Origin of the sequence: Novosphingopyxis baekryungensis DSM 16222 (assembly GCF_000420305.1) — a bacterium.
Classification (GTDB): domain Bacteria; phylum Pseudomonadota; class Alphaproteobacteria; order Sphingomonadales; family Sphingomonadaceae; genus Novosphingopyxis; species Novosphingopyxis baekryungensis.
Window position 1 is genome coordinate 78,257 of the sequence record NZ_ATUR01000007.1, and the last position, 16,801, is coordinate 95,057.

Below are 16,801 nucleotides of genomic sequence, written 5' to 3' on the forward strand. Positions count from 1 at the left end.
GCTTATACCATCCCCACGGCCTCGGAAAGCGAGGAAAAACCGTCCCTGCGCAGCAACGAGGCAAGGTCCCTGGCGATGCGGCGGCCAAGCTCCGGCCCCTCATAGATCAGCGCGGTATAGAGCTGGATCAGCGATGCCCCGGCACGGATGCGGGCATAAGCGTCCGCGCCGCTGGCGATGCCGCCGACGGAAACCAGCGGCATCGCCGTGCCGCAGACCGCGCGAAAGGCGATCAGCCGTTCCAGGGCCAGCCCGGCAAGGGGCGCGCCCGACAGGCCGCCCGTCTCGCCGGCGTTGGCGGAGGTCAGCGGCGGGCGGCTGATGGTGGTGTTCGATATGATGAGCGCGGCGACGTTTCGATCGATCGCCACCTGGGCGATATCCTCGACATCGGCGGGCTCCAGATCGGGTGCGATCTTCAGGAAAACCGGGCAGTCATGATGGTTGTTCTCGATCACCGCGCTCAGCAGCGCCTCCAGCATGCCCTTGTCCTGCAGGGCGCGCAGGCCCGGCGTGTTGGGCGAGGAGATGTTGACGGTCAGATAATCGGCATAGGGGCACATTGCGCGCGCGCCCCTGGCATAGTCGGCAATCCGGTCCGGGCTGTCCTTGTTCGCGCCGATGTTCACGCCGATGGGTCCGGGGCGACGGGCGTAGAGTTTCAGCCGGTCGATCGCCGCCTTCTGCCCCGCATTGTTGAAACCCAGCCGGTTGATGATCGCGCGGTCCTCCGGCAGGCGGAAGATGCGCGGGCGCGGATTGCCGGCCTGCGGCAGCGGCGTGACCGTGCCCACCTCGGCAAACCCGAAGCCGAGATCGAGAAACTGGAGCGGCACCTCGGCATTTTTGTCCACCCCCGCGGCCAGGCCGACGGGGTTGGGAAAGTGCAGACCCGCCACGCTGCTGGCCAGCACCGGATCGTCGACAGGCCCGGCTTTCAGCGGTTTGCGTTTGAGCATCTGGATGGTCAGGCCATGGGCGCGCTCCGGCTCGATACGGAACAGGAGCGGGCGGGCAAAGGACTGAAACCACATGGACAGGGGGTCTATGGCGCAGACCGGCGGGTGACAAGGACTTCGCGCCGTGACCGGCCATGATGGCGGTTGCGCTTTGCGATGGGCAGGGTAGCCTCGCGCGCAAATCATTCATCGCCACAAAAGCCAATCACCCCCAACGCCAATCACCATCAAAGGACGTTACCCATGGTTCGCCAGACCCTCCTTAGCAGCGCCGCCGCGCTTCTGTTCGCGGCGCCCGCCATCGCCCAGCAGCCGTCGCCAACCAGCACGACCGATGCCGTGGCCGCAGACATGGAGGGCGAGGAAACGGACCGCAGCGAAGCGCTGGCCGGTTTCTTCCAGCAATATGATCAGGCCAAGCTGGCGCTTTCGCCGCTCGGCAAATCCTATCGCGGCATCCGCGATGACAGCTATGCCGAATGGGGCGAATATAGCGATGCCTCCGAGGAACTGTCCCACCAGATCGACCGCGCGGCGCTGGCCGCGATGCGCGAAAGCTTCGACCGGGACGATCTGAGCGAGGCCGACGCGCTGAGTTACCGCCTGTTCGAATCCTCCATGGCGCGCAGCGTTTCGCTCTATCCCTATCGCAAATATGGTTATGTGTTCGATCAGATGAACGGCGCGCAGTCCGGGCTGCCCGCCTTCCTCATCAACATTCACCGCGTCAGCAATGAACGCGAGGCCGAGGCCTATGTCTCGCGCATCGCCGGGCTGGGCGAGGTGATGACGAAGCTGACGGCGGAATCGCGCGATCGGGCGGAGAAGGGCGTGATGCCGCCGGACTGGGTCTATCCCTATGTCCTGTCGGATATCGACAATATGCTGGGGCAGAACAATCCGATCCTAGAGGATGTCGCGAAGAAGGTGAACGCGCTGGACCTTTCCGATGCGCGCAAGGCGGAACTGATCAGCGCCGCCGGCACCGCTTGGGCCAGTGAGGGCCGCCCGGCCTATCTGGCCTTGCGCGAGGAAATGCTTCGCCAGCAAAAGATCGCGCCGACCGAGGATGGCATCTGGCGGTTCGACGAAGGCGCCGATTATTATGCCGCGCTGCTGAAAAACTACACCACGACGGATCTCGGCGCGGACCAGATCCATGATCTGGGGCTGCAGAATGTGGCGCGTATCCATGGCGAAATGCGCGGCATCATGAAGCAGGTGGGTTTTACGGGCAGCCTGCAGGATTTCTTTAAGGAAATGCGCACCAACCCGAAATATTATTACGACACGCGCGAGGCCTATCTGGCCGATGTGCAGACAAAGCGCGATGCGATGACGGCGGCGCTGCCCGGCTTCTTCAACACGCTGCCCAAGGCCGATTTGCAGGTGAAGCCGGTCGAGGCGTTCCGTGAAAAGAGCGCGGGCAAGGCCTTTTACAGCCGGCCCGCGCCGGACGGCTCGCGGCCCGGTATCTACTATGTGAATCTCTACAATCTGGAGGACATGTCGAAGAACGAGCTGGAAGCGCTGTTCTATCATGAAGGGCTGCCCGGCCATCATCTGCAGCTGGCGGTGCAGACCGAGCTGGAGGGCATCCCGCCCTTCCGCCAGTTCGGCGGCGTCACCGCCTATAGCGAAGGCTGGGGGCTGTATTCCGAGGCGCTGGGCAAGGATATGGGATTCTACACCGATCCTTATTCCGATTTCGGCCGGCTGGGCATGGAGCTGTGGCGCGCGGCGCGGCTGGTGGTGGACACCGGCCTGCATCACAAGCGCTGGAGCCGCGAAAAGGCGATCGACTATCTGAAGACCAACACGCCCAATCCGGACGGCGACATCCGCAAGGCGATCGAGCGCTATGCCGTCTATCCGGGGCAGGCGACAGCTTATATGATCGGCAAGCTGAAGATCATGGAACTGCGCCAGCGCGCGATGGACCAGCTCGGCGATGGCTTCGATTATGGCGATTTCCACGACGTGGTGCTCAAAAGCGGTCCGGTGCCGCTGGATGTGCTGGAAGAGAATGTCGACGCATGGCTGGCGGCCAAGGCTGGGTGAGGGACTTCGGCGCCAAGCCCCTCATGGTCGCGCGGCGCCGCGAGGTGATGTAGCCATCCAGGGTGGGGTAACGCTGCCAAGACCGGGGGCGCGGTGCGATGCCCCTGGATTGCCTCGCCTGCGCTTGGCGATGACGGGCGGCGATATCGGCCACACCGGTTGATTTTCGCCGCCTGCACGCCCACATGCCAATCGGAACGAATCACTCCGATTGCCTTTGGGCAGAAAGCAGGCTCCCCTCATGCGCCTCAGCAGCATGGCCGATTATGCGATTGTCCTGATGTCCGCAGCGTCGCGGCATTGCGGCACTGCGCGCGTGTCGGCCACGGATCTGGCCGAGGAAACGCATCTGCCGCTGCCCACCGCGCAAAAGCTGGTGAGCCTGCTCAGCAAGGCCGGCCTGCTCAGCGCCACGCGCGGCACGGGGGGCGGCATCCGCCTGACGCGCCCGGCATCGGCCATATCGCTGGCGGACATCGTGGAAGCGGTGGAAGGCCCGATCGCCCTCACCGCCTGCATCGCCGAAAGCGCGCCCGATTGCGCGATCGAGGCGGAATGCCGCATTCGCCCGCATAGCGGCGCCGTGAACGACGCCGTGCGCGGCGCGCTTGCCAATGTTTCTCTCTCCAGCCTGTCGGCGCCTGAGGCTGCAAAAGCCCTGCCGGCCCAGAAGGTATCAGCATGACCGACGACCAGAGCCTCAAGACCCGCCAGGATGCCTCCGCGGACGATGTTCGCCAGCAGGAACGCGACGAGATGAACCGCGAGGCGCATGACGCCGTCGACCGGGCCTCCACCTATGAACATGGCTGGTCGAGCGATATCGAGCAGGATTTCGCGCCCAAAGGCCTCACCGAAGACACGGTGCGCTTCATTTCGGCCAAGAAGAACGAGCCGGAGTGGATGCTCGACTGGCGGCTGAAGGCCTTCCGGCTGTGGCAGGACATGGAAAGCCCGGACTGGGCCAAGCTGAACATCCCGATGATCGATTATCAGGATGCCTATTATTATGCCGAGCCGAAGAAGAAGGCGACCATCGGCTCGCTGGACGAGCTCGATCCGGAAATCCTGGATACGTACAAGAAGCTCGGCATCCCGATCGAGGAGCAGAAGGTGCTCGCCAATGTCGAGGGCGCCCGGAAAGTGGCCGTCGATGCGGTGTTCGACAGCGTCAGCGTGGCCACCACGTTTCGCGAGGAACTGAGCCGCGCCGGCGTGATCTTCCTGTCGATCAGCGAGGCGATCCGCGAGCATCCCGAGCTGGTGAAGAAATGGCTGGGCAAGGTGGTGCCGCAGCGCGACAATTATTTCGCCACGCTCAACTGCGCGGTCTTTTCCGACGGTACCTTCGTCTATATCCCCAAGGGCGTGAAATGCCCGATGGAGCTGAGCACCTATTTCCGCATCAATGCCGAAAATACCGGCCAGTTCGAACGCACGCTGATCATCGCCGAGGAAGGCAGCTATGTCAGCTATCTGGAAGGCTGCACCGCGCCGATGCGCGATGAGAACCAGCTGCACGCCGCCGTGGTCGAGCTGGTCGCGATGGACGATGCCGAGATCAAGTACAGCACGGTGCAGAACTGGTATCCGGGCGATGAGAATGGCAAGGGCGGCATCTATAATTTCGTCACCAAGCGCGGGCTGTGCCAGGGCAAGAACAGCAAGATCAGCTGGACGCAGGTGGAAACCGGCAGCGCGATCACCTGGAAATATCCCAGCTGCGTGCTGAACGGCGAGAACAGCGTGGGCGAATTTTACTCCGTCGCGCTGACCAATAATTATCAGCAGGCCGATACCGGCACCAAGATGATCCACAACGGCAAGGGCAGCCGCTCGACGATCATCTCCAAGGGCATCAGCGCCGGCCATAGCGACAACAGCTATCGCGGCATGGTCCGCGTGGGGCCGAATGCCGACAATGTGCGCAATTTCACGCAATGCGACAGCCTGCTGCTGGGCGACAAATGCGGCGCGCATACCGTGCCCTATATCGAGGTGCGCAATCCGACGGCGACGATCGAGCATGAGGCGACCACGTCCAAGATTTCGGACGACCAGATGTTCTACGCCATGCAACGCGGGCTCGACGAGGAGCAGGCTGTAGCGCTGATCGTCAACGGCTTCGCCAAGGATGTGATGCGCCAGCTGCCGATGGAATTCGCGGTCGAAGCGCAGAAGCTGCTGGCGATCTCGCTGGAAGGCAGCGTTGGGTGATGCATCTCACCCCAACCGAACTGCCACGGCGCCGCAACACCCCGCCCCCGAAGAGGGCAGGCTCAAGACTATCTCTCCCGAAAGTGCATCATGCTGAATATTGAAAACCTCCACGCCTCCATTGGCGATACCAAAATCCTCAAGGGCCTGAGCCTCCAGATCAATGCGGGGGAAATCCACGCGATTATGGGGCCGAACGGCGCGGGCAAGTCCACGCTGGGCTATGTGCTCGGCGGGCGGCCCGGCTATGAGGCGACCGAGGGCAGCGCGTCCTTCGACGGGCAGGACCTGCTGGACATGGATCCGCATGCACGGGCCGCGGCGGGGCTGTTCCTGGGCTTCCAATATCCGGTCGAGATCCCCGGCGTGTCCAACGTCCAGTTCCTGCGCGAGGCGGTGAACGCCCAGCGCACGGCGCGCGGCGAAGCCACGCTGTCGGGCGGCGAGTTCCTGAAGGCGGCGCGCGAGAAGGCGGCGCTGCTCAAGATGGACATGGACATGATGAAGCGCGCGGTGAATGTCGGCTTTTCGGGCGGCGAGAAGAAGCGCAACGAGATGGTGCAGATGGGTCTGATCGACCCGAAGCTCGCCATCCTGGATGAGACCGACAGCGGCCTGGATATCGATGCGCTGCGCACCGTGGGCGCGGGCATCAACACGATCATGCGCAAGCCCGACAAGGCGGTGCTGCTGATCACCCATTATCAGCGTTTGCTGGAACTGGTGGAGCCCGATTTCGTGCACGTCCTCGCCAATGGCCGGATCGTCAAGACCGGCGGCCCGGAACTGGCGCTGCAGCTGGAAAATGAGGGTTACGAAGCCATCGCGGAGGCCGCGTGAACGCTCTGACTCTCCCCACCCGCCGCGACGAGAGCTGGCGCTATAGCGATCTGCAATCGGTGGAGCGCGTATGGGCCGACCTCGACCCGGCGCAGACATTGCATGTGCCCGCCGATTCGCATGAGCGGCTGCGCGTCGATGCGCTGCCGGAATCCGGCATTCTGCGCTATGATGTGACGGTGGAGGCCAATGCGCGTTTCGATCTGCATTGCCTGCTGATGGACCGCGATTATGGCCGTGTGGAAATTGCCGTGAAGCTGGGCGATGGCGCGCATTTCGAGCTGGGCGGCGCGATCCTGGCCAAAGGCAGCCAGGTGCTCGAGATCGTTACCGATGTCGAGCATGTGGAGCCCAACGGCACGTCCAACCAGACGGTGCGCAGCGTGTTGGCGGACAAGTCCACCGGCAGTTTTCTCGGCAAGATCGGCGTGGCGCGCGATGCGCAGCGCACCGATGCCGCGCAATCGGTCAAATCCATGCTGCTGGACCGGGGCGCGACCGCCAATGCCGTGCCGCAGCTGGAAATTTTCGCGGACGATGTGAAATGCGCGCATGGCGCAACCGTGGGCGAGCTTGACCGCCAAGCCCTGTTCTACATGGCCACGCGCGGCCTGCCGCCCGAAGTGGCGCGCGGCCTGATGCTGCAGGCGTTCATCGCCGATGCCTTTATCGGCATAGACGACGATGCGGCGCGCGAGGCGCTGGAAGGCAAGGCACGCGATGGGCTGGAGAATCTGCGATGAGCACGCTGATGGCGGAAAAACCGCCGGCGCTCGATGTCCGTCCCGATTTTCCCGGCCTGACCGAGCATTGGCATTATCTCGATAGCGCCGCGACCGCGCAGAAGCCGCGTGCGGTGATCGACGCGATCGCGCAGGGCTATGGCGCGGATTACGCCACCGTGCATCGCGGCGTGTATCGGCGCTCGTCGGACATGACGATGCGCTATGAAGCGGCGCGGCAGGCCGTGGCGGAATTTATCGGGGCGGCCAGTCCGGATGAATGCGTGTTCGTGCGCGGCGCGACCGAGGCGATCAATCTGGTCGCGCAAAGCTGGGGCCCGGCACATTTGCGCGATGGCGACCGGATCATGCTGTCCATGCTGGAGCATCATTCGAACATCGTGCCCTGGCAGCTGGTGGCCGAGCGGCTGGGCGTCAAGATCGACGTCGCACCGCTCACCGAAGACGGCCGGATCGATCTGGACTGGATCGAGGCCAATCTGACCGAGCGGCACAAGATGGTGGCGCTGTGCCATCTGTCCAACGCGCTCGGATCGGTCCTGGACGCCAGACGCGCCGCCGATCTGGCGCACAAGGTGGGCGCGAAGCTGCTGCTCGACGGTTGCCAGAGCGCGCCGCGCCTGGCCATCGACGTGCAGGCGCTGGATTGCGATTTCTACGTTTTCTCCGGGCACAAGCTGTACGGCCCCACCGGCATCGGCGTGCTATGGGCGCGCGGGGATATTCTGGACGCGATGCCGCCATGGCAGGGCGGCGGCTCGATGATCGACAAGGTGACGTTCGCGCGCACCACCTACGCCCCGGCGCCCGGACGGTTCGAGGCGGGGACGCCGCATATTGTGGGCGCTGTCGGCCTGCATGCCGCGATCGATTATGTGAACGCCATCGGCGTGGACGCGATCGAACGGCATGAGCGCGCCCTGGCGGCGTCGGCGCGCGAGGCGCTGGGCCAGCTCAATAGCGTGCGGCTGTTCGGCCCGTCGGACGGTATCGGCATCGTCAGCTTTGCCGTGGAGGGGGTGCATCCGCACGATGTCGCCACCATATTGGATGAAGACGGCGTGGCGATCCGCGCAGGCCATCACTGCTGCCAGCCGCTGATGGACCATCTGGGCTCACCGGCCACCGCACGCGCCAGTTTCGCAATCTATTCGGATGAGAGCGATGTGGCAGCGCTGGTCAAAGGCGTCGAACGGGTCAGAAAGATTTTCGGGTAATTTTATGAACGAACAGAGCAAATTCCGCACCGAAGAGGTCGAGCGCGCCACCGAGCCGCCCAAGGCGCGCGTCGATGCCGCCATGGACGAGCCCGGGGAAACCAAAGTGGCCGCGCCATCGCCGTTCGAGAGCGAGGGCGATCGCGCCAAGATGGATCGCAAGCGCGATTATCTGGAAGGCTTTCTGGCGCAGAAGCCCACGGAAACCGCCAAGGGCGAGCCGGGCGGCGATCTGTATGAAGCGATTATCGACACGCTGAAAAGCATCTACGATCCGGAAATTCCGGTGAATATCTATGATCTGGGCCTGATCTATGGCGTGGAGGTGACCGATGACGGCCATGCCGTGGTCACGATGACGTTGACCACCCCGCATTGCCCGGTGGCCGAATCCATGCCCGGCGAGATCGAGCTGCAGGTCGGCTCGGTTCCCGGCGTCGGCCATGCCGAGGTCAATCTGGTCTGGGATCCGCCATGGGACCCGCAGAAGATGACCGACGATGCCAAGCTCGAACTGGGCATGCTGTAAGGTTCGATCCCGGCGAGAGTTCGATGGGGTTTGAGGAGTGAATGCGATGACGACCGAAACGAAAACCAGGCAGCGGCCCGCCGCGCTCACGCTGACACCGGCGGCCGAGCAGCGCATTGCCGATCTGATGGCCGCAGCGCCGGACGATGCGATCGGCGTGAAGCTCAGCACCCCGCGGCGCGGCTGTTCCGGGCTGGCCTATTCGGTGGATTATATCAGCGAAGCGGCGAAGTTCGACGAAGTGATCGAAACGGCGGGCGGCACCTTCTTCATCGATGGCGCGTCGGTGCTGTATCTGGTCGGCAGCGTGATGGACTGGAAGGAAGACGATTTCCAGGCCGGGTTCACCTTTGAAAACCCCAACGCCAAGGGCGCCTGTGGCTGCGGCGAAAGCTTCATGGTCTAGGCCGATGGCCGCACGCTGGTGCGGCCCTTCGCGCTTCAGAAATTCATCGAATAGCGCAGCGCCGCGCCCAGATCGTCCGGTGCGGCCTGGTAATGGCCGGGCTGTTGCCGCCAGAACAGATTGGTGCTGACGATGCCGTTCCACAGCGCCGCGCGGTAGCTGAGTTCGCTGACCAGCTCCCGCCCCTGCGGCGCAAGGTTCAGCCGCTGGATGCCATAGCTGATGGTTCCGCTGCCATAGTCATAAGCCGTGGGCAGGCGCAGATCGATCCCGCCCTCGCTCACCCGCAATGGCTGCGCCAACCGCAGCGCCAGTTGATCGTCCCGGGCCAGGACCGCGCGCTTCGCCAAGTCGACATGGAACGCGGTCGATTGCAGCACGCCGCTGCCCGTCACCGTCTGCGTGGCGAGCGCGCGGGTCCAGCCCTGCCGCCAGCCGGCGCCCAGCTGCCAGCCGTCCGCTGGCTCCCAGGCAAGGCCGGCATCGACGAACATGCTCGCCGCGCCGCCCTGGCCCAGCGCTTCGGAAAAGCGCGCGCCGAGCACGGTTTCCTGTTCCTGTAATCCATGCGCGCCCAGCGTGGCCGTCACCGCGCCAAAGCGGCGGTCGGCCGCCACGCCGAAGCGGGTATAGCCATAATCGCGATAGGGCCGCAGCCAATCGCCCGGCCTGTCCCAGCCGGCCGCATCCAGCGCGCCGCCGCTTTCCCCACTGATCGTCAGCCCCGTGCGCCCGATCTGGCGGCGTATGGCCAGCGATGCATCGGCGCGGGCCAGAAAGCCGCTGGAGCCGGCCGCGTCCTCGCCCACCAGAAAGGCCGGCTGGCTGGCACGCTCCAGCCCGATGCCCTGCAGGGCAGACAGCTGCGCGCTGGCCCCCTGCGCGATCCCGAAGCTGATGGATGTATCCGGCGATAGCCTGGCCGCGATCCGTCCCGCGATCAGGCGCGCGCCATCGCTGTCGCGCTCTTGCAATTGCAGCGCGCCGAGCTGGGCGGTGCCACCGCTGCGCGGGGCGATGGCCAGGGCGAGCGACACCGGCCCGGCCTCCAGCGCAACCGAGCGGCTGCGATCGGCGAGCGCGCCGGTCAGCCGATAGACCGGCGATGCGCCGCGCAGGCCATGGGCCAGATCGGCATCATAGGTCCGGCCATAGGAATCGAGCACCACCGCGCCGATAGCCTCGCGCGACAGCCCGGCATCGCCCATGGCGCCGGATAGGCTGCCTGCGCCCTGATCCAGCGCGACCATGGTGCTGGTCCCGGCGATGCCGGTGGCGCCCTGCGGCTGAAAGGCGCGCGCGATGTCCAGGATGCCGCGCCCATATATCGCATCGGTGCCGCTCTCGCCCGCCTCGCGCGCGCTGCGCAGCAGGATCTCCACGATCTGCGTGCCGTTGAGATTGGGGAAGGCCTGCGCCAGCAACGCCGCAGCCCCGCTGATCTGCGGCGCGGAAAAGGAGGTGCCGTTGAAGACGGTGACGAAACGCTGGCCGTCACGCTCCGTGATGCGCACCGTATCATTTTCATATTCGCAGCAGATCGCGCTGCCGAGCGCGGACAGCACCGATGCCTGCGATCCGCCGGCGCGGTTGCTGAAGCCGGAGATGTTGCCGCGATTGTCCACCGACGCGGCGATGATCACATTGCCGCCGCCCGCCTGCAGGATGGACTGAGCAAAGGGGCTGGGATTGTCCACGTCGAAATCGGGATCGTCCTTGCCGAACTCGTTGCCAGCCGAGACGATGATGACCATGCCGCCCGCCACGGCGCTGCGGATGGCGGTTGCCAGCGTGCTGCCGATCCGGCCTGCGCCGCCCAGCGATATGTTGAGCACACGCGCGCCGCTTTGCTGCGCCACATTCACGCCGGTGGCGATCGAACGGTCGCTGAAGCTGCACCCCGCCTCGTCGCCCTCGTCCGGCACCAGCGCGCAGCTGCCCGGTGTGTCCGCGCGCAGCGCCAGGATGGTGGCATTGAAGGCGATGCCGTGCACATCGCGATTGTCCTTGGCCGCCGCGAGCACGCGGGTGACCGCCGAGCCATGGCCGTCCTCATCGCCCAGCGCCCGGCTGCCCGCGACATCGCGCGATTCCGCAGCGATGCGCCCGGCAAATTCATGGCTGCCTGGATCGATGCCGGTGTCGATCACGCCCACGGTCACGCCGCTGCCGGTCGTGCCGCTGCGATAGACGGAGATGGCGTTGTGAAACCCCGGCCCGTCCGAACGGCGGAACTCGGCGGTGTCGAAATCGAGCGCACCGGACGGCGGCGGGGGAGGGGCCGGCGGCGGTCCAGGGGGCGGCGGAACGGGTACGGGCACCGGCGGGGGCGGCGTCGGCAACTGGGCGGACGGACCGCCCGAACCGCTGCCGCCACAGGCAGCCAGCGCCGCGAGCATGGCGCCCATGGCCAGCCCGCTCGCGCTGCGGGTCCACAATGCGCGTCCGCGCCTCCCGCTACTGTTGCATGCGCCTTGAGACACGCGAACTCCTGCTCCTTTACGCCCCGCCGCGCTACGCGCAAACCCGTGAACTATCTGTGAACCCGCCGCGCTCCGCTTGCCCGACGCCGGCCGGGGCGATAACGGCATGGCAGCACAAGGAGAGACGATGATGGACGCGCAAAGGATGCAATCGGTGGTCGATCAGGCATGGGAGAACCGTGCCGATCTGGATGGTTCGACCAGCGGAGAGGTGCGCGAGGCGGTGGACGCCGCACTGGCCGGGCTGGACGATGGCAGCCTGCGCGTGGCGGAAAAGGCCGGCGATGCCTGGACCGTCCATCAATATCTGAAAAAGGCCGTGCTGCTGTCCTTCCGGCTGAACGATATGGAGATCATCGCGGGCGGCCCCGGGGATGCGGTCTGGTGGGACAAGGTGCCCAGCAAATTCGCCGGATGGGACGCAGAGGCCTTCAAGACCGCCGGTATCCGCGCGGTGCCCGGCAGCTTCGTGCGGCGCGGCGCGCATATCGCCAAGGGCGCGGTGCTGATGCCCAGCTTCGTCAATCTGGGCGCCTATGTGGGCGAGGGCACCATGGTCGATACCTGGGCCTCGGTCGGCTCCTGCGCGCAGGTGGGCCGGAACTGCCATATCTCCGCAGGCGCAGGCATTGGCGGCGTGCTGGAGCCGCTGCAGGCCAACCCCACCATCATCGAGGACGACTGCTTCGTCGGCGCGCGCTCCGAAGTGGTGGAAGGCGTCATCGTGGGGCAGGGATCGGTGATTTCGATGGGCGTGTTCATCACCCAGTCTACCAAGATCGTGAACCGCGAAACGGGTGAGATCCTGCGCGGCCATATCCCGCCCTATTCGGTGGTCGTCCCCGGCACCCTGCCCGGCAAGCCGCTGCCAGACGGCACGCCCGGCCCCGGCCTGGCCTGCGCGGTGATCGTGAAGACGGTGGACGCCAAGACCCGCGCCTCCACCGGCATCAATGAGCTGCTGCGCGACTGACCGGGCGCTGGGCGAATGCGCTCAAAAAGGACGATGGCCGGACGATAACCGGGTAATGGCGGGGCGCTGATCGGCGGCGCGCGCCCGGCGCGCTTGACACGGCCAAGCCCCCGGCCCCTGTCCATGGCCGACGCCGCGCATAATGCGCTTTACCGGCGTATCGCTGCGGCGCAGTTTGCCGGCCATGCCCGCTTTGCGTGATCCGATTCGCCTCATTCCCGTGCTGTTTCTCCTCCTGATCGTCATCGGGACCATGGCGCTCAGCCTGCCGGTGATGACGGCGGACGGCACGCGTGCGCCGCTGCTCACCGCCTTTTTCACCGCGACATCGGCGGTGGCGGTGACCGGCCTGATCGTGGAGGACACCCCGGTCTACTGGTCGTTGCTGGGGCAGGGCACCATCATGCTGCTGTTTCAGATCGGCGGGTTCGGCATCATGGCCGCCGCCACCCTGCTGGGCCTGATGGCCGGGCGCGGTTTTGGCCTGCGCGATCGCATGGCGACGCAGATAGAGCGCAATCGGCTGGAAACGGGCAATGCCGCGTCGGTGCTGAAACTCGTCTTCGTCATCACGGTGCTGGTCGAGCTGACGGTGGCGGTGATCCTGGCCGTCCGCTTTGCCGCCCGCTATGATATCGGCTGGTCCATGGCCGCCTGGCATGGCCTGTTCCATTCGGTCAGCGCGTTCAACAATGCCGGATTTTCCAGTTTTTCGGACAGCGTGATGGGCTTCCAGAACGATCCCGTCATCCTGGGGCCGATCATGCTGTCCATCATCCTGACGGCGCTCGGCTTTCCGGTGATGCAGGATCTGCGCGAACATCGCGGGGCGTGGCGGCAATGGGCGCTGCACACAAAGATAACGGTCTGCGGAACGGCGGTGCTGCTGCTGTTCGGCTTCGCCGCCATTCTGGCGATGGAATGGAGCAATCCCGATACGCTGGGCCCCATGGCACCATCGGCCAAGATTCTGAACGCCGCGTTCCACGCGGTCATGCCGCGCACCGCTGGGTTCAACAGCCTGAATGTCGGTGCCTTTCATGATGAAACGATCATGGTGAATTTCATTCTGATGTTCGTGGGCGGGGGCAGCGCCGGCACGGCGGGCGGCATCAAGGTGACCACCGCCCTCGTGCTGTTTGCCATCGTGCTGTCGGAAATCCGCGGCAGGAAGGATGCAGGCTTGTTCCGGCGGCGCTTCGGCCACGCGGTCGAGCGGCAGGCGCTGACCGTCACCGTTCTGGCCGCCACCATGATTTTTCTGGTCACCACCTATATCGCGTCGGTCAGTGCGCTGCCGCTGGACGATATATTGTTCGAATGCATTTCCGCTTTTTCCACCGTGGGGCTGTCCACCGGCATCACCGCCGATCTGCCGCCGAGCGCGCTGGTCATGCTGTGCCTGCTGATGTTCGTGGGCCGTGTGGGAACCATCACCGTGGCCACGGCGCTGGCGCTGGGCGGGCGTGATCGGCCCTATCGTTATCCGGAGGAGAATCCCATTGTCGGCTAAGAAACGCAAACCCGTCCTGGTCATCGGTCTCGGCCGGTTCGGCGGGGCGGTGGCCACAACGCTGGAACGGATGGGGCATGAAGTGCTCGGCGCCGATCTCGATCCCCGGCTGGTGCAGGAATTTGCCGGCGTGCTCACCAAGGCGGTGGAGGCCGATTGCACCGATACGGCCACGCTGGAGCAGCTGGGTGTGGCCGATTTCGAGGCGGCGGTGGTGGCGATCGGCACCGACATAGAGGCCAGCGTCCTGGCGGTGCTGGCGCTCTGCGATCTGGGGCTGAGCAATATCTGGGCGAAGGCGACCAACGACAATCATGCGCGCATTCTGACCCGCACCGGCGCGACGCATGTGGTGTTTCCGGAGCAGCGCATGGGGGAACGGGTGGCGCATCTGCTCAATGGGCGGCTGCTCGATTTCATTTCCTTCGGCGACGAATTTGCCATCGCGCGGCTGACAGCGCCCGAGCCGATCGTGGGCATCCCGCTGATGATCAGCGAGTGCCGCAAAAAGCATGACGTGACCGTGGTGGGCGTGAAGCGTGCGGGAGAAAATTTCATCCACGCCGTGCCGGATACGATCATCTTTCCCGGCGACGAACTGGTCGTCTCCGGGCGCATCGGCGATATCGAACGCTTCTCGAGCATCTGACCGCACATATCTGACCGCAGGCATCTCATCGCACAGGCCCGCGCGCGCGGAAAGCTGGCGGTCGACCGGGATCGATCGCCGGGTCCGGGTTCAATCGCTGGTGGCGGGGGCGGCCGGCGCTCCATAGGCCTTTTCGGCCAGCGTCCGGTCGATATAGGCAAGCGCCCGGCGATAGGTGCCGGCCTGCAAATCGCCGAAGCGGGCCTGGAAGAAATCCTCGCTCAACCCCTCCGGGGCCTGCAGCAATTGGGCGGGCAAAAGATCGTCATCATGGGCGTTTTTCAGCCTTTGCTGCATCGCTTCGGCTGTGCTCGATGCGGAAGACAGGAGCGCCGCGCGCACGCCTGCGCGATCGGCGGCCAGATCGACGAAGGAAAAGCCCGAGCCGCCGTCCAGGCTGTCGTCCAGTTCCTTCCATTCGCCCAGATTGTCGGCCACATCCTCGCCCAGAGCCGCCGCCAGGGCAGCCGAGAAGGTCCAGTGCTTGGCCAGATCGTCGCGCCCCTGCAGGGTGACGGGCGGCGCGGCGGCGGCGGGGCATTTCTGGGTCAGCGCGGCAGCGCCGGGGACGAGCGGATAGGCCTTCTCCCCCACCACGATCAGCGAGAGCGCAACGAAAGCGGCGCGGTTATAGCCTGCGGCATCCTGCGATCCGGCACCGGAGAAGCCGCGGGCCAGAAGCTGGTCCAGCCGCCTGACCGGGCGCTTGTTCGTGTCCGCTATCGTCCGGCAGTAGATCTGCGCGATGCGCTCCTGGTCCAGCCCCTGCGTGCGCACCGACATCAGACTATCGAAGACATCGCTTTCGGCGGGCAGCGCCAGGCGCACGCTGGCACGGCGTTCCCGCACGTCGATCTCCCGCACCAGCACATCGAGCGGCGGGATATTCGCGCCCATCAGGTTGATGCCCCAGCGCCCGGCCTCCGCCATCCACCGGGACATCGTGGCGGGAAAGGTGATGCGGCCCACGGTGAGCCGATAGGTCGGGAATCCCTGCTGCCGCCCGGACACCATGCCGTGCGCATTCAGCCACAGGCCGAGCGGCAGATCGATGCTGACCGCGCCCGTCATTTCGCCATCGTCCAGGCCGGCCTGGAGATGGGACAGGCCGGTGGCATCGCTCATCAGGCTGGAAAGGCCTTGCAGCATGGGGTCGTCGATGTCGATCCGGCTGGCCGTCTGCGCGCCCTTCGCCGCCTTCAATTGCGCCCACAGGGTGCGCGCGGCCTGAATATCCTGCGCGGACGGGCGCGCCTGGCGCGGAACGGCGGGCTGGACGCTGAGGAACAGCAGGCCCGTCAGCACGATCAGGCCGGTCAGCCACAAAGCGGCCTTGCGCAGGCGGGATGTGGGGCGGCGATCCATGACAGGCCGCTTACTATGGCGCGGGGGAACATCCAACATCCGGTGTAGGATCTAGGGTGTAGGAAATATTCGAACGCGGTGCCGCAACGGATCCGTGTTCACTTTGTCAATTTTGCGCAAGGTCATTGCGCGCCGCGGGGGCTTATGGGCCTCAGCCCTCGCAGTCCCCCACGCGCTTGCCCTTCAGCTTGCCGGCCAGCTTGATCTTGCCATTGGGGCTGTCCAGCACCTCATTGGCCATGCTGAGGTCGAACGCGCGCTCGCCCAAGGTGCCCTGCATGTCGGTGCGTGCCCGCCGGCCGCCGGAGGCACCGCAGGTCATGCTGATGGTGGCAAAATCGCCGCTTTGCGAGAACTGGTCGTAGGTGCAGTCGTTCGTGCTGTCATTGCCGAAGAATTCGGGATCGGGCCGGCCGGACTGTCCCGCGGGCAGGCAATGGCGGAAGCTTTGCGTGCTGCCCTTCAGCGCCTCCATCGGCTTGCGCATCATCGCCGGCGCATCGGGCGCGTCGATGGTGGAGATGGTGAAGTTCAGCTCCCACAGGCCCGGCTGCATCTTGCTGGCCAGCGTCTGCACGAGCGCTTCCTGATTGTCCTGGCTCTGCGCCGGATCGGCAGTCTGGGGCGTGGCCATGGCGGCCGTGTCCGCCTCCGCCACGGCCCCGTCCGGCGCATCCGGCGTGTCCGGCGTGTCCGTTTCATTGGAGCAGCCGCTCATGGCAAGCAGGCAGAAGGTGGCGGCAATCAGGTGGCGTTTCATCGATCGAAGGTCTCCATGGGCAGGCGCGCATGATATCCGCGCGCATCGTCCATGCCTAGCCGCCTTGGCATTGGCGGCGTGCAACC

General features: G+C 65.3%; 15 protein-coding genes. 11 read left to right on the plus strand and 4 right to left on the minus strand.

Features of this window, described 5'->3' with window-relative positions; translation table 11 throughout:
* Positions 1-2: 2 nt before the first annotated feature.
* Complete coding sequence (locus G410_RS0112215) at positions 3-1,034, minus strand: quinone-dependent dihydroorotate dehydrogenase (RefSeq protein WP_022673947.1); 1,032 nt, start codon at positions 1,032-1,034, stop codon at positions 3-5.
* A gap of 168 nt (positions 1,035-1,202) precedes the next feature.
* On the opposite strand from G410_RS0112215, the gene G410_RS0112220 reads away from it, so the two are divergent.
* From G410_RS0112220 to G410_RS0112255, 8 genes are all read left to right on the plus strand, one after another.
* Entirely contained in the window at positions 1,203-3,020 is a 1,818-nt protein-coding gene (locus G410_RS0112220) for a DUF885 domain-containing protein (protein WP_022673948.1), read from the plus strand.
* A 241-nt stretch (positions 3,021-3,261) separates the two neighbouring features.
* A complete protein-coding gene (locus tag G410_RS0112225; RefSeq protein ID WP_022673949.1) occupies positions 3,262-3,705 on the plus strand; it encodes an RrF2 family transcriptional regulator in 444 nt (147 codons plus the stop codon).
* 71 nt (positions 3,706-3,776) lie between these two features.
* On the plus strand, positions 3,777-5,237 hold the full coding sequence (sufB, locus tag G410_RS0112230; protein ID WP_028971403.1) for a Fe-S cluster assembly protein SufB: 1,461 nt from the start codon (positions 3,777-3,779) through the stop codon (positions 5,235-5,237).
* A gap of 90 nt (positions 5,238-5,327) precedes the next feature.
* Positions 5,328-6,077, plus strand: coding sequence for a Fe-S cluster assembly ATPase SufC (sufC, locus tag G410_RS0112235; protein WP_022673951.1), 750 nt, complete (start codon positions 5,328-5,330; stop codon positions 6,075-6,077).
* Entirely contained in the window at positions 6,074-6,820 is a 747-nt protein-coding gene (locus G410_RS0112240) for a SufD family Fe-S cluster assembly protein (RefSeq protein ID WP_022673952.1), read from the plus strand. The genes sufC and G410_RS0112240 overlap by 4 nt, the downstream gene beginning before the upstream one ends.
* The gene (locus tag G410_RS0112245) at positions 6,817-8,037 is read left to right on the plus strand and encodes a cysteine desulfurase (RefSeq protein WP_022673953.1); all 1,221 of its coding nucleotides are present in this window, start codon (positions 6,817-6,819) and stop codon (positions 8,035-8,037) included. The genes G410_RS0112240 and G410_RS0112245 overlap by 4 nt, the downstream gene beginning before the upstream one ends.
* A 4-nt stretch (positions 8,038-8,041) precedes the next feature.
* Complete coding sequence (locus G410_RS0112250) at positions 8,042-8,566, plus strand: SUF system Fe-S cluster assembly protein (protein ID WP_022673954.1); 525 nt, start codon at positions 8,042-8,044, stop codon at positions 8,564-8,566.
* A 46-nt stretch (positions 8,567-8,612) separates the two neighbouring features.
* Positions 8,613-8,972, plus strand: a complete 360-nt coding sequence (locus tag G410_RS0112255; RefSeq protein WP_022673955.1) for a HesB/IscA family protein — start codon at positions 8,613-8,615, stop codon at positions 8,970-8,972.
* 35 nt (positions 8,973-9,007) lie between these two features.
* Here G410_RS0112255 and G410_RS0112260 read toward each other — a convergent pair whose 3' ends face one another.
* A complete protein-coding gene (locus G410_RS0112260) occupies positions 9,008-11,380 on the minus strand; it encodes a S8 family peptidase (protein ID WP_156851954.1) in 2,373 nt (790 codons plus the stop codon).
* Positions 11,381-11,600: 220 nt separating this feature from the next.
* Here G410_RS0112260 and dapD point away from each other — a divergent pair, with 220 nt between their 5' ends.
* From dapD to G410_RS0112275, 3 genes are all read left to right on the plus strand, one after another.
* A complete protein-coding gene (gene dapD, locus G410_RS0112265; protein WP_425411251.1) occupies positions 11,601-12,428 on the plus strand; it encodes a 2,3,4,5-tetrahydropyridine-2,6-dicarboxylate N-succinyltransferase in 828 nt (275 codons plus the stop codon).
* Positions 12,429-12,570: 142 nt separating this feature from the next.
* A complete protein-coding gene (locus tag G410_RS0112270; protein ID WP_022673958.1) occupies positions 12,571-13,941 on the plus strand; it encodes a TrkH family potassium uptake protein in 1,371 nt (456 codons plus the stop codon).
* Positions 13,931-14,590 carry a potassium channel family protein gene (locus G410_RS0112275; protein WP_022673959.1) on the plus strand — a complete coding sequence of 220 codons (660 nt, stop codon included), beginning with the start codon at positions 13,931-13,933 and terminating at the stop codon, positions 14,588-14,590. Before G410_RS0112270 ends, G410_RS0112275 begins: the two co-directional genes overlap by 11 nt.
* Before the next feature lie 90 nt (positions 14,591-14,680).
* Here the strand turns inward: G410_RS0112275 and G410_RS17470 are convergent, their stop codons facing one another.
* Both G410_RS17470 and G410_RS0112285 read right to left on the minus strand, forming a co-directional pair.
* Positions 14,681-15,955, minus strand: coding sequence for a YfiM family lipoprotein (locus G410_RS17470; RefSeq protein WP_022673960.1), 1,275 nt, complete (start codon positions 15,953-15,955; stop codon positions 14,681-14,683).
* Between the two features lie 151 nt (positions 15,956-16,106).
* Positions 16,107-16,715 carry a DUF3617 domain-containing protein gene (locus tag G410_RS0112285; RefSeq protein ID WP_022673961.1) on the minus strand — a complete coding sequence of 203 codons (609 nt, stop codon included), beginning with the start codon at positions 16,713-16,715 and terminating at the stop codon, positions 16,107-16,109.
* Positions 16,716-16,801 lie beyond the last annotated feature (86 nt).

Excerpts from the sequence above, each read along its gene's own strand:
- G410_RS0112215 (WP_022673947.1), bottom strand. The coding sequence starts at position 1,034 with ATGTGGTTTCAGTCCTTTGCCCGCCCGCTCCTGTTCCGTATCGAGCCG.
- G410_RS0112220 (WP_022673948.1), top strand. The coding sequence starts at position 1,203 with ATGGTTCGCCAGACCCTCCTTAGCAGCGCCGCCGCGCTTCTGTTCGCG.
- G410_RS0112225 (WP_022673949.1), top strand. The coding sequence starts at position 3,262 with ATGCGCCTCAGCAGCATGGCCGATTATGCGATTGTCCTGATGTCCGCA.
- sufB (WP_028971403.1), top strand. The coding sequence starts at position 3,777 with ATGAACCGCGAGGCGCATGACGCCGTCGACCGGGCCTCCACCTATGAA.
- sufC (WP_022673951.1), top strand. The coding sequence starts at position 5,328 with ATGCTGAATATTGAAAACCTCCACGCCTCCATTGGCGATACCAAAATC.
- G410_RS0112245 (WP_022673953.1), top strand. The coding sequence starts at position 6,817 with ATGAGCACGCTGATGGCGGAAAAACCGCCGGCGCTCGATGTCCGTCCC.
- G410_RS0112250 (WP_022673954.1), top strand. The coding sequence starts at position 8,042 with ATGAACGAACAGAGCAAATTCCGCACCGAAGAGGTCGAGCGCGCCACC.
- G410_RS0112255 (WP_022673955.1), top strand. The coding sequence starts at position 8,613 with ATGACGACCGAAACGAAAACCAGGCAGCGGCCCGCCGCGCTCACGCTG.
- G410_RS0112260 (WP_156851954.1), bottom strand. The coding sequence starts at position 11,380 with ATGGGCGCCATGCTCGCGGCGCTGGCTGCCTGTGGCGGCAGCGGTTCG.
- dapD (WP_425411251.1), top strand. The coding sequence starts at position 11,601 with ATGCAATCGGTGGTCGATCAGGCATGGGAGAACCGTGCCGATCTGGAT.
- G410_RS0112270 (WP_022673958.1), top strand. The coding sequence starts at position 12,571 with ATGCGCTTTACCGGCGTATCGCTGCGGCGCAGTTTGCCGGCCATGCCC.
- G410_RS17470 (WP_022673960.1), bottom strand. The coding sequence starts at position 15,955 with ATGGATCGCCGCCCCACATCCCGCCTGCGCAAGGCCGCTTTGTGGCTG.
- G410_RS0112285 (WP_022673961.1), bottom strand. The coding sequence starts at position 16,715 with ATGAAACGCCACCTGATTGCCGCCACCTTCTGCCTGCTTGCCATGAGC.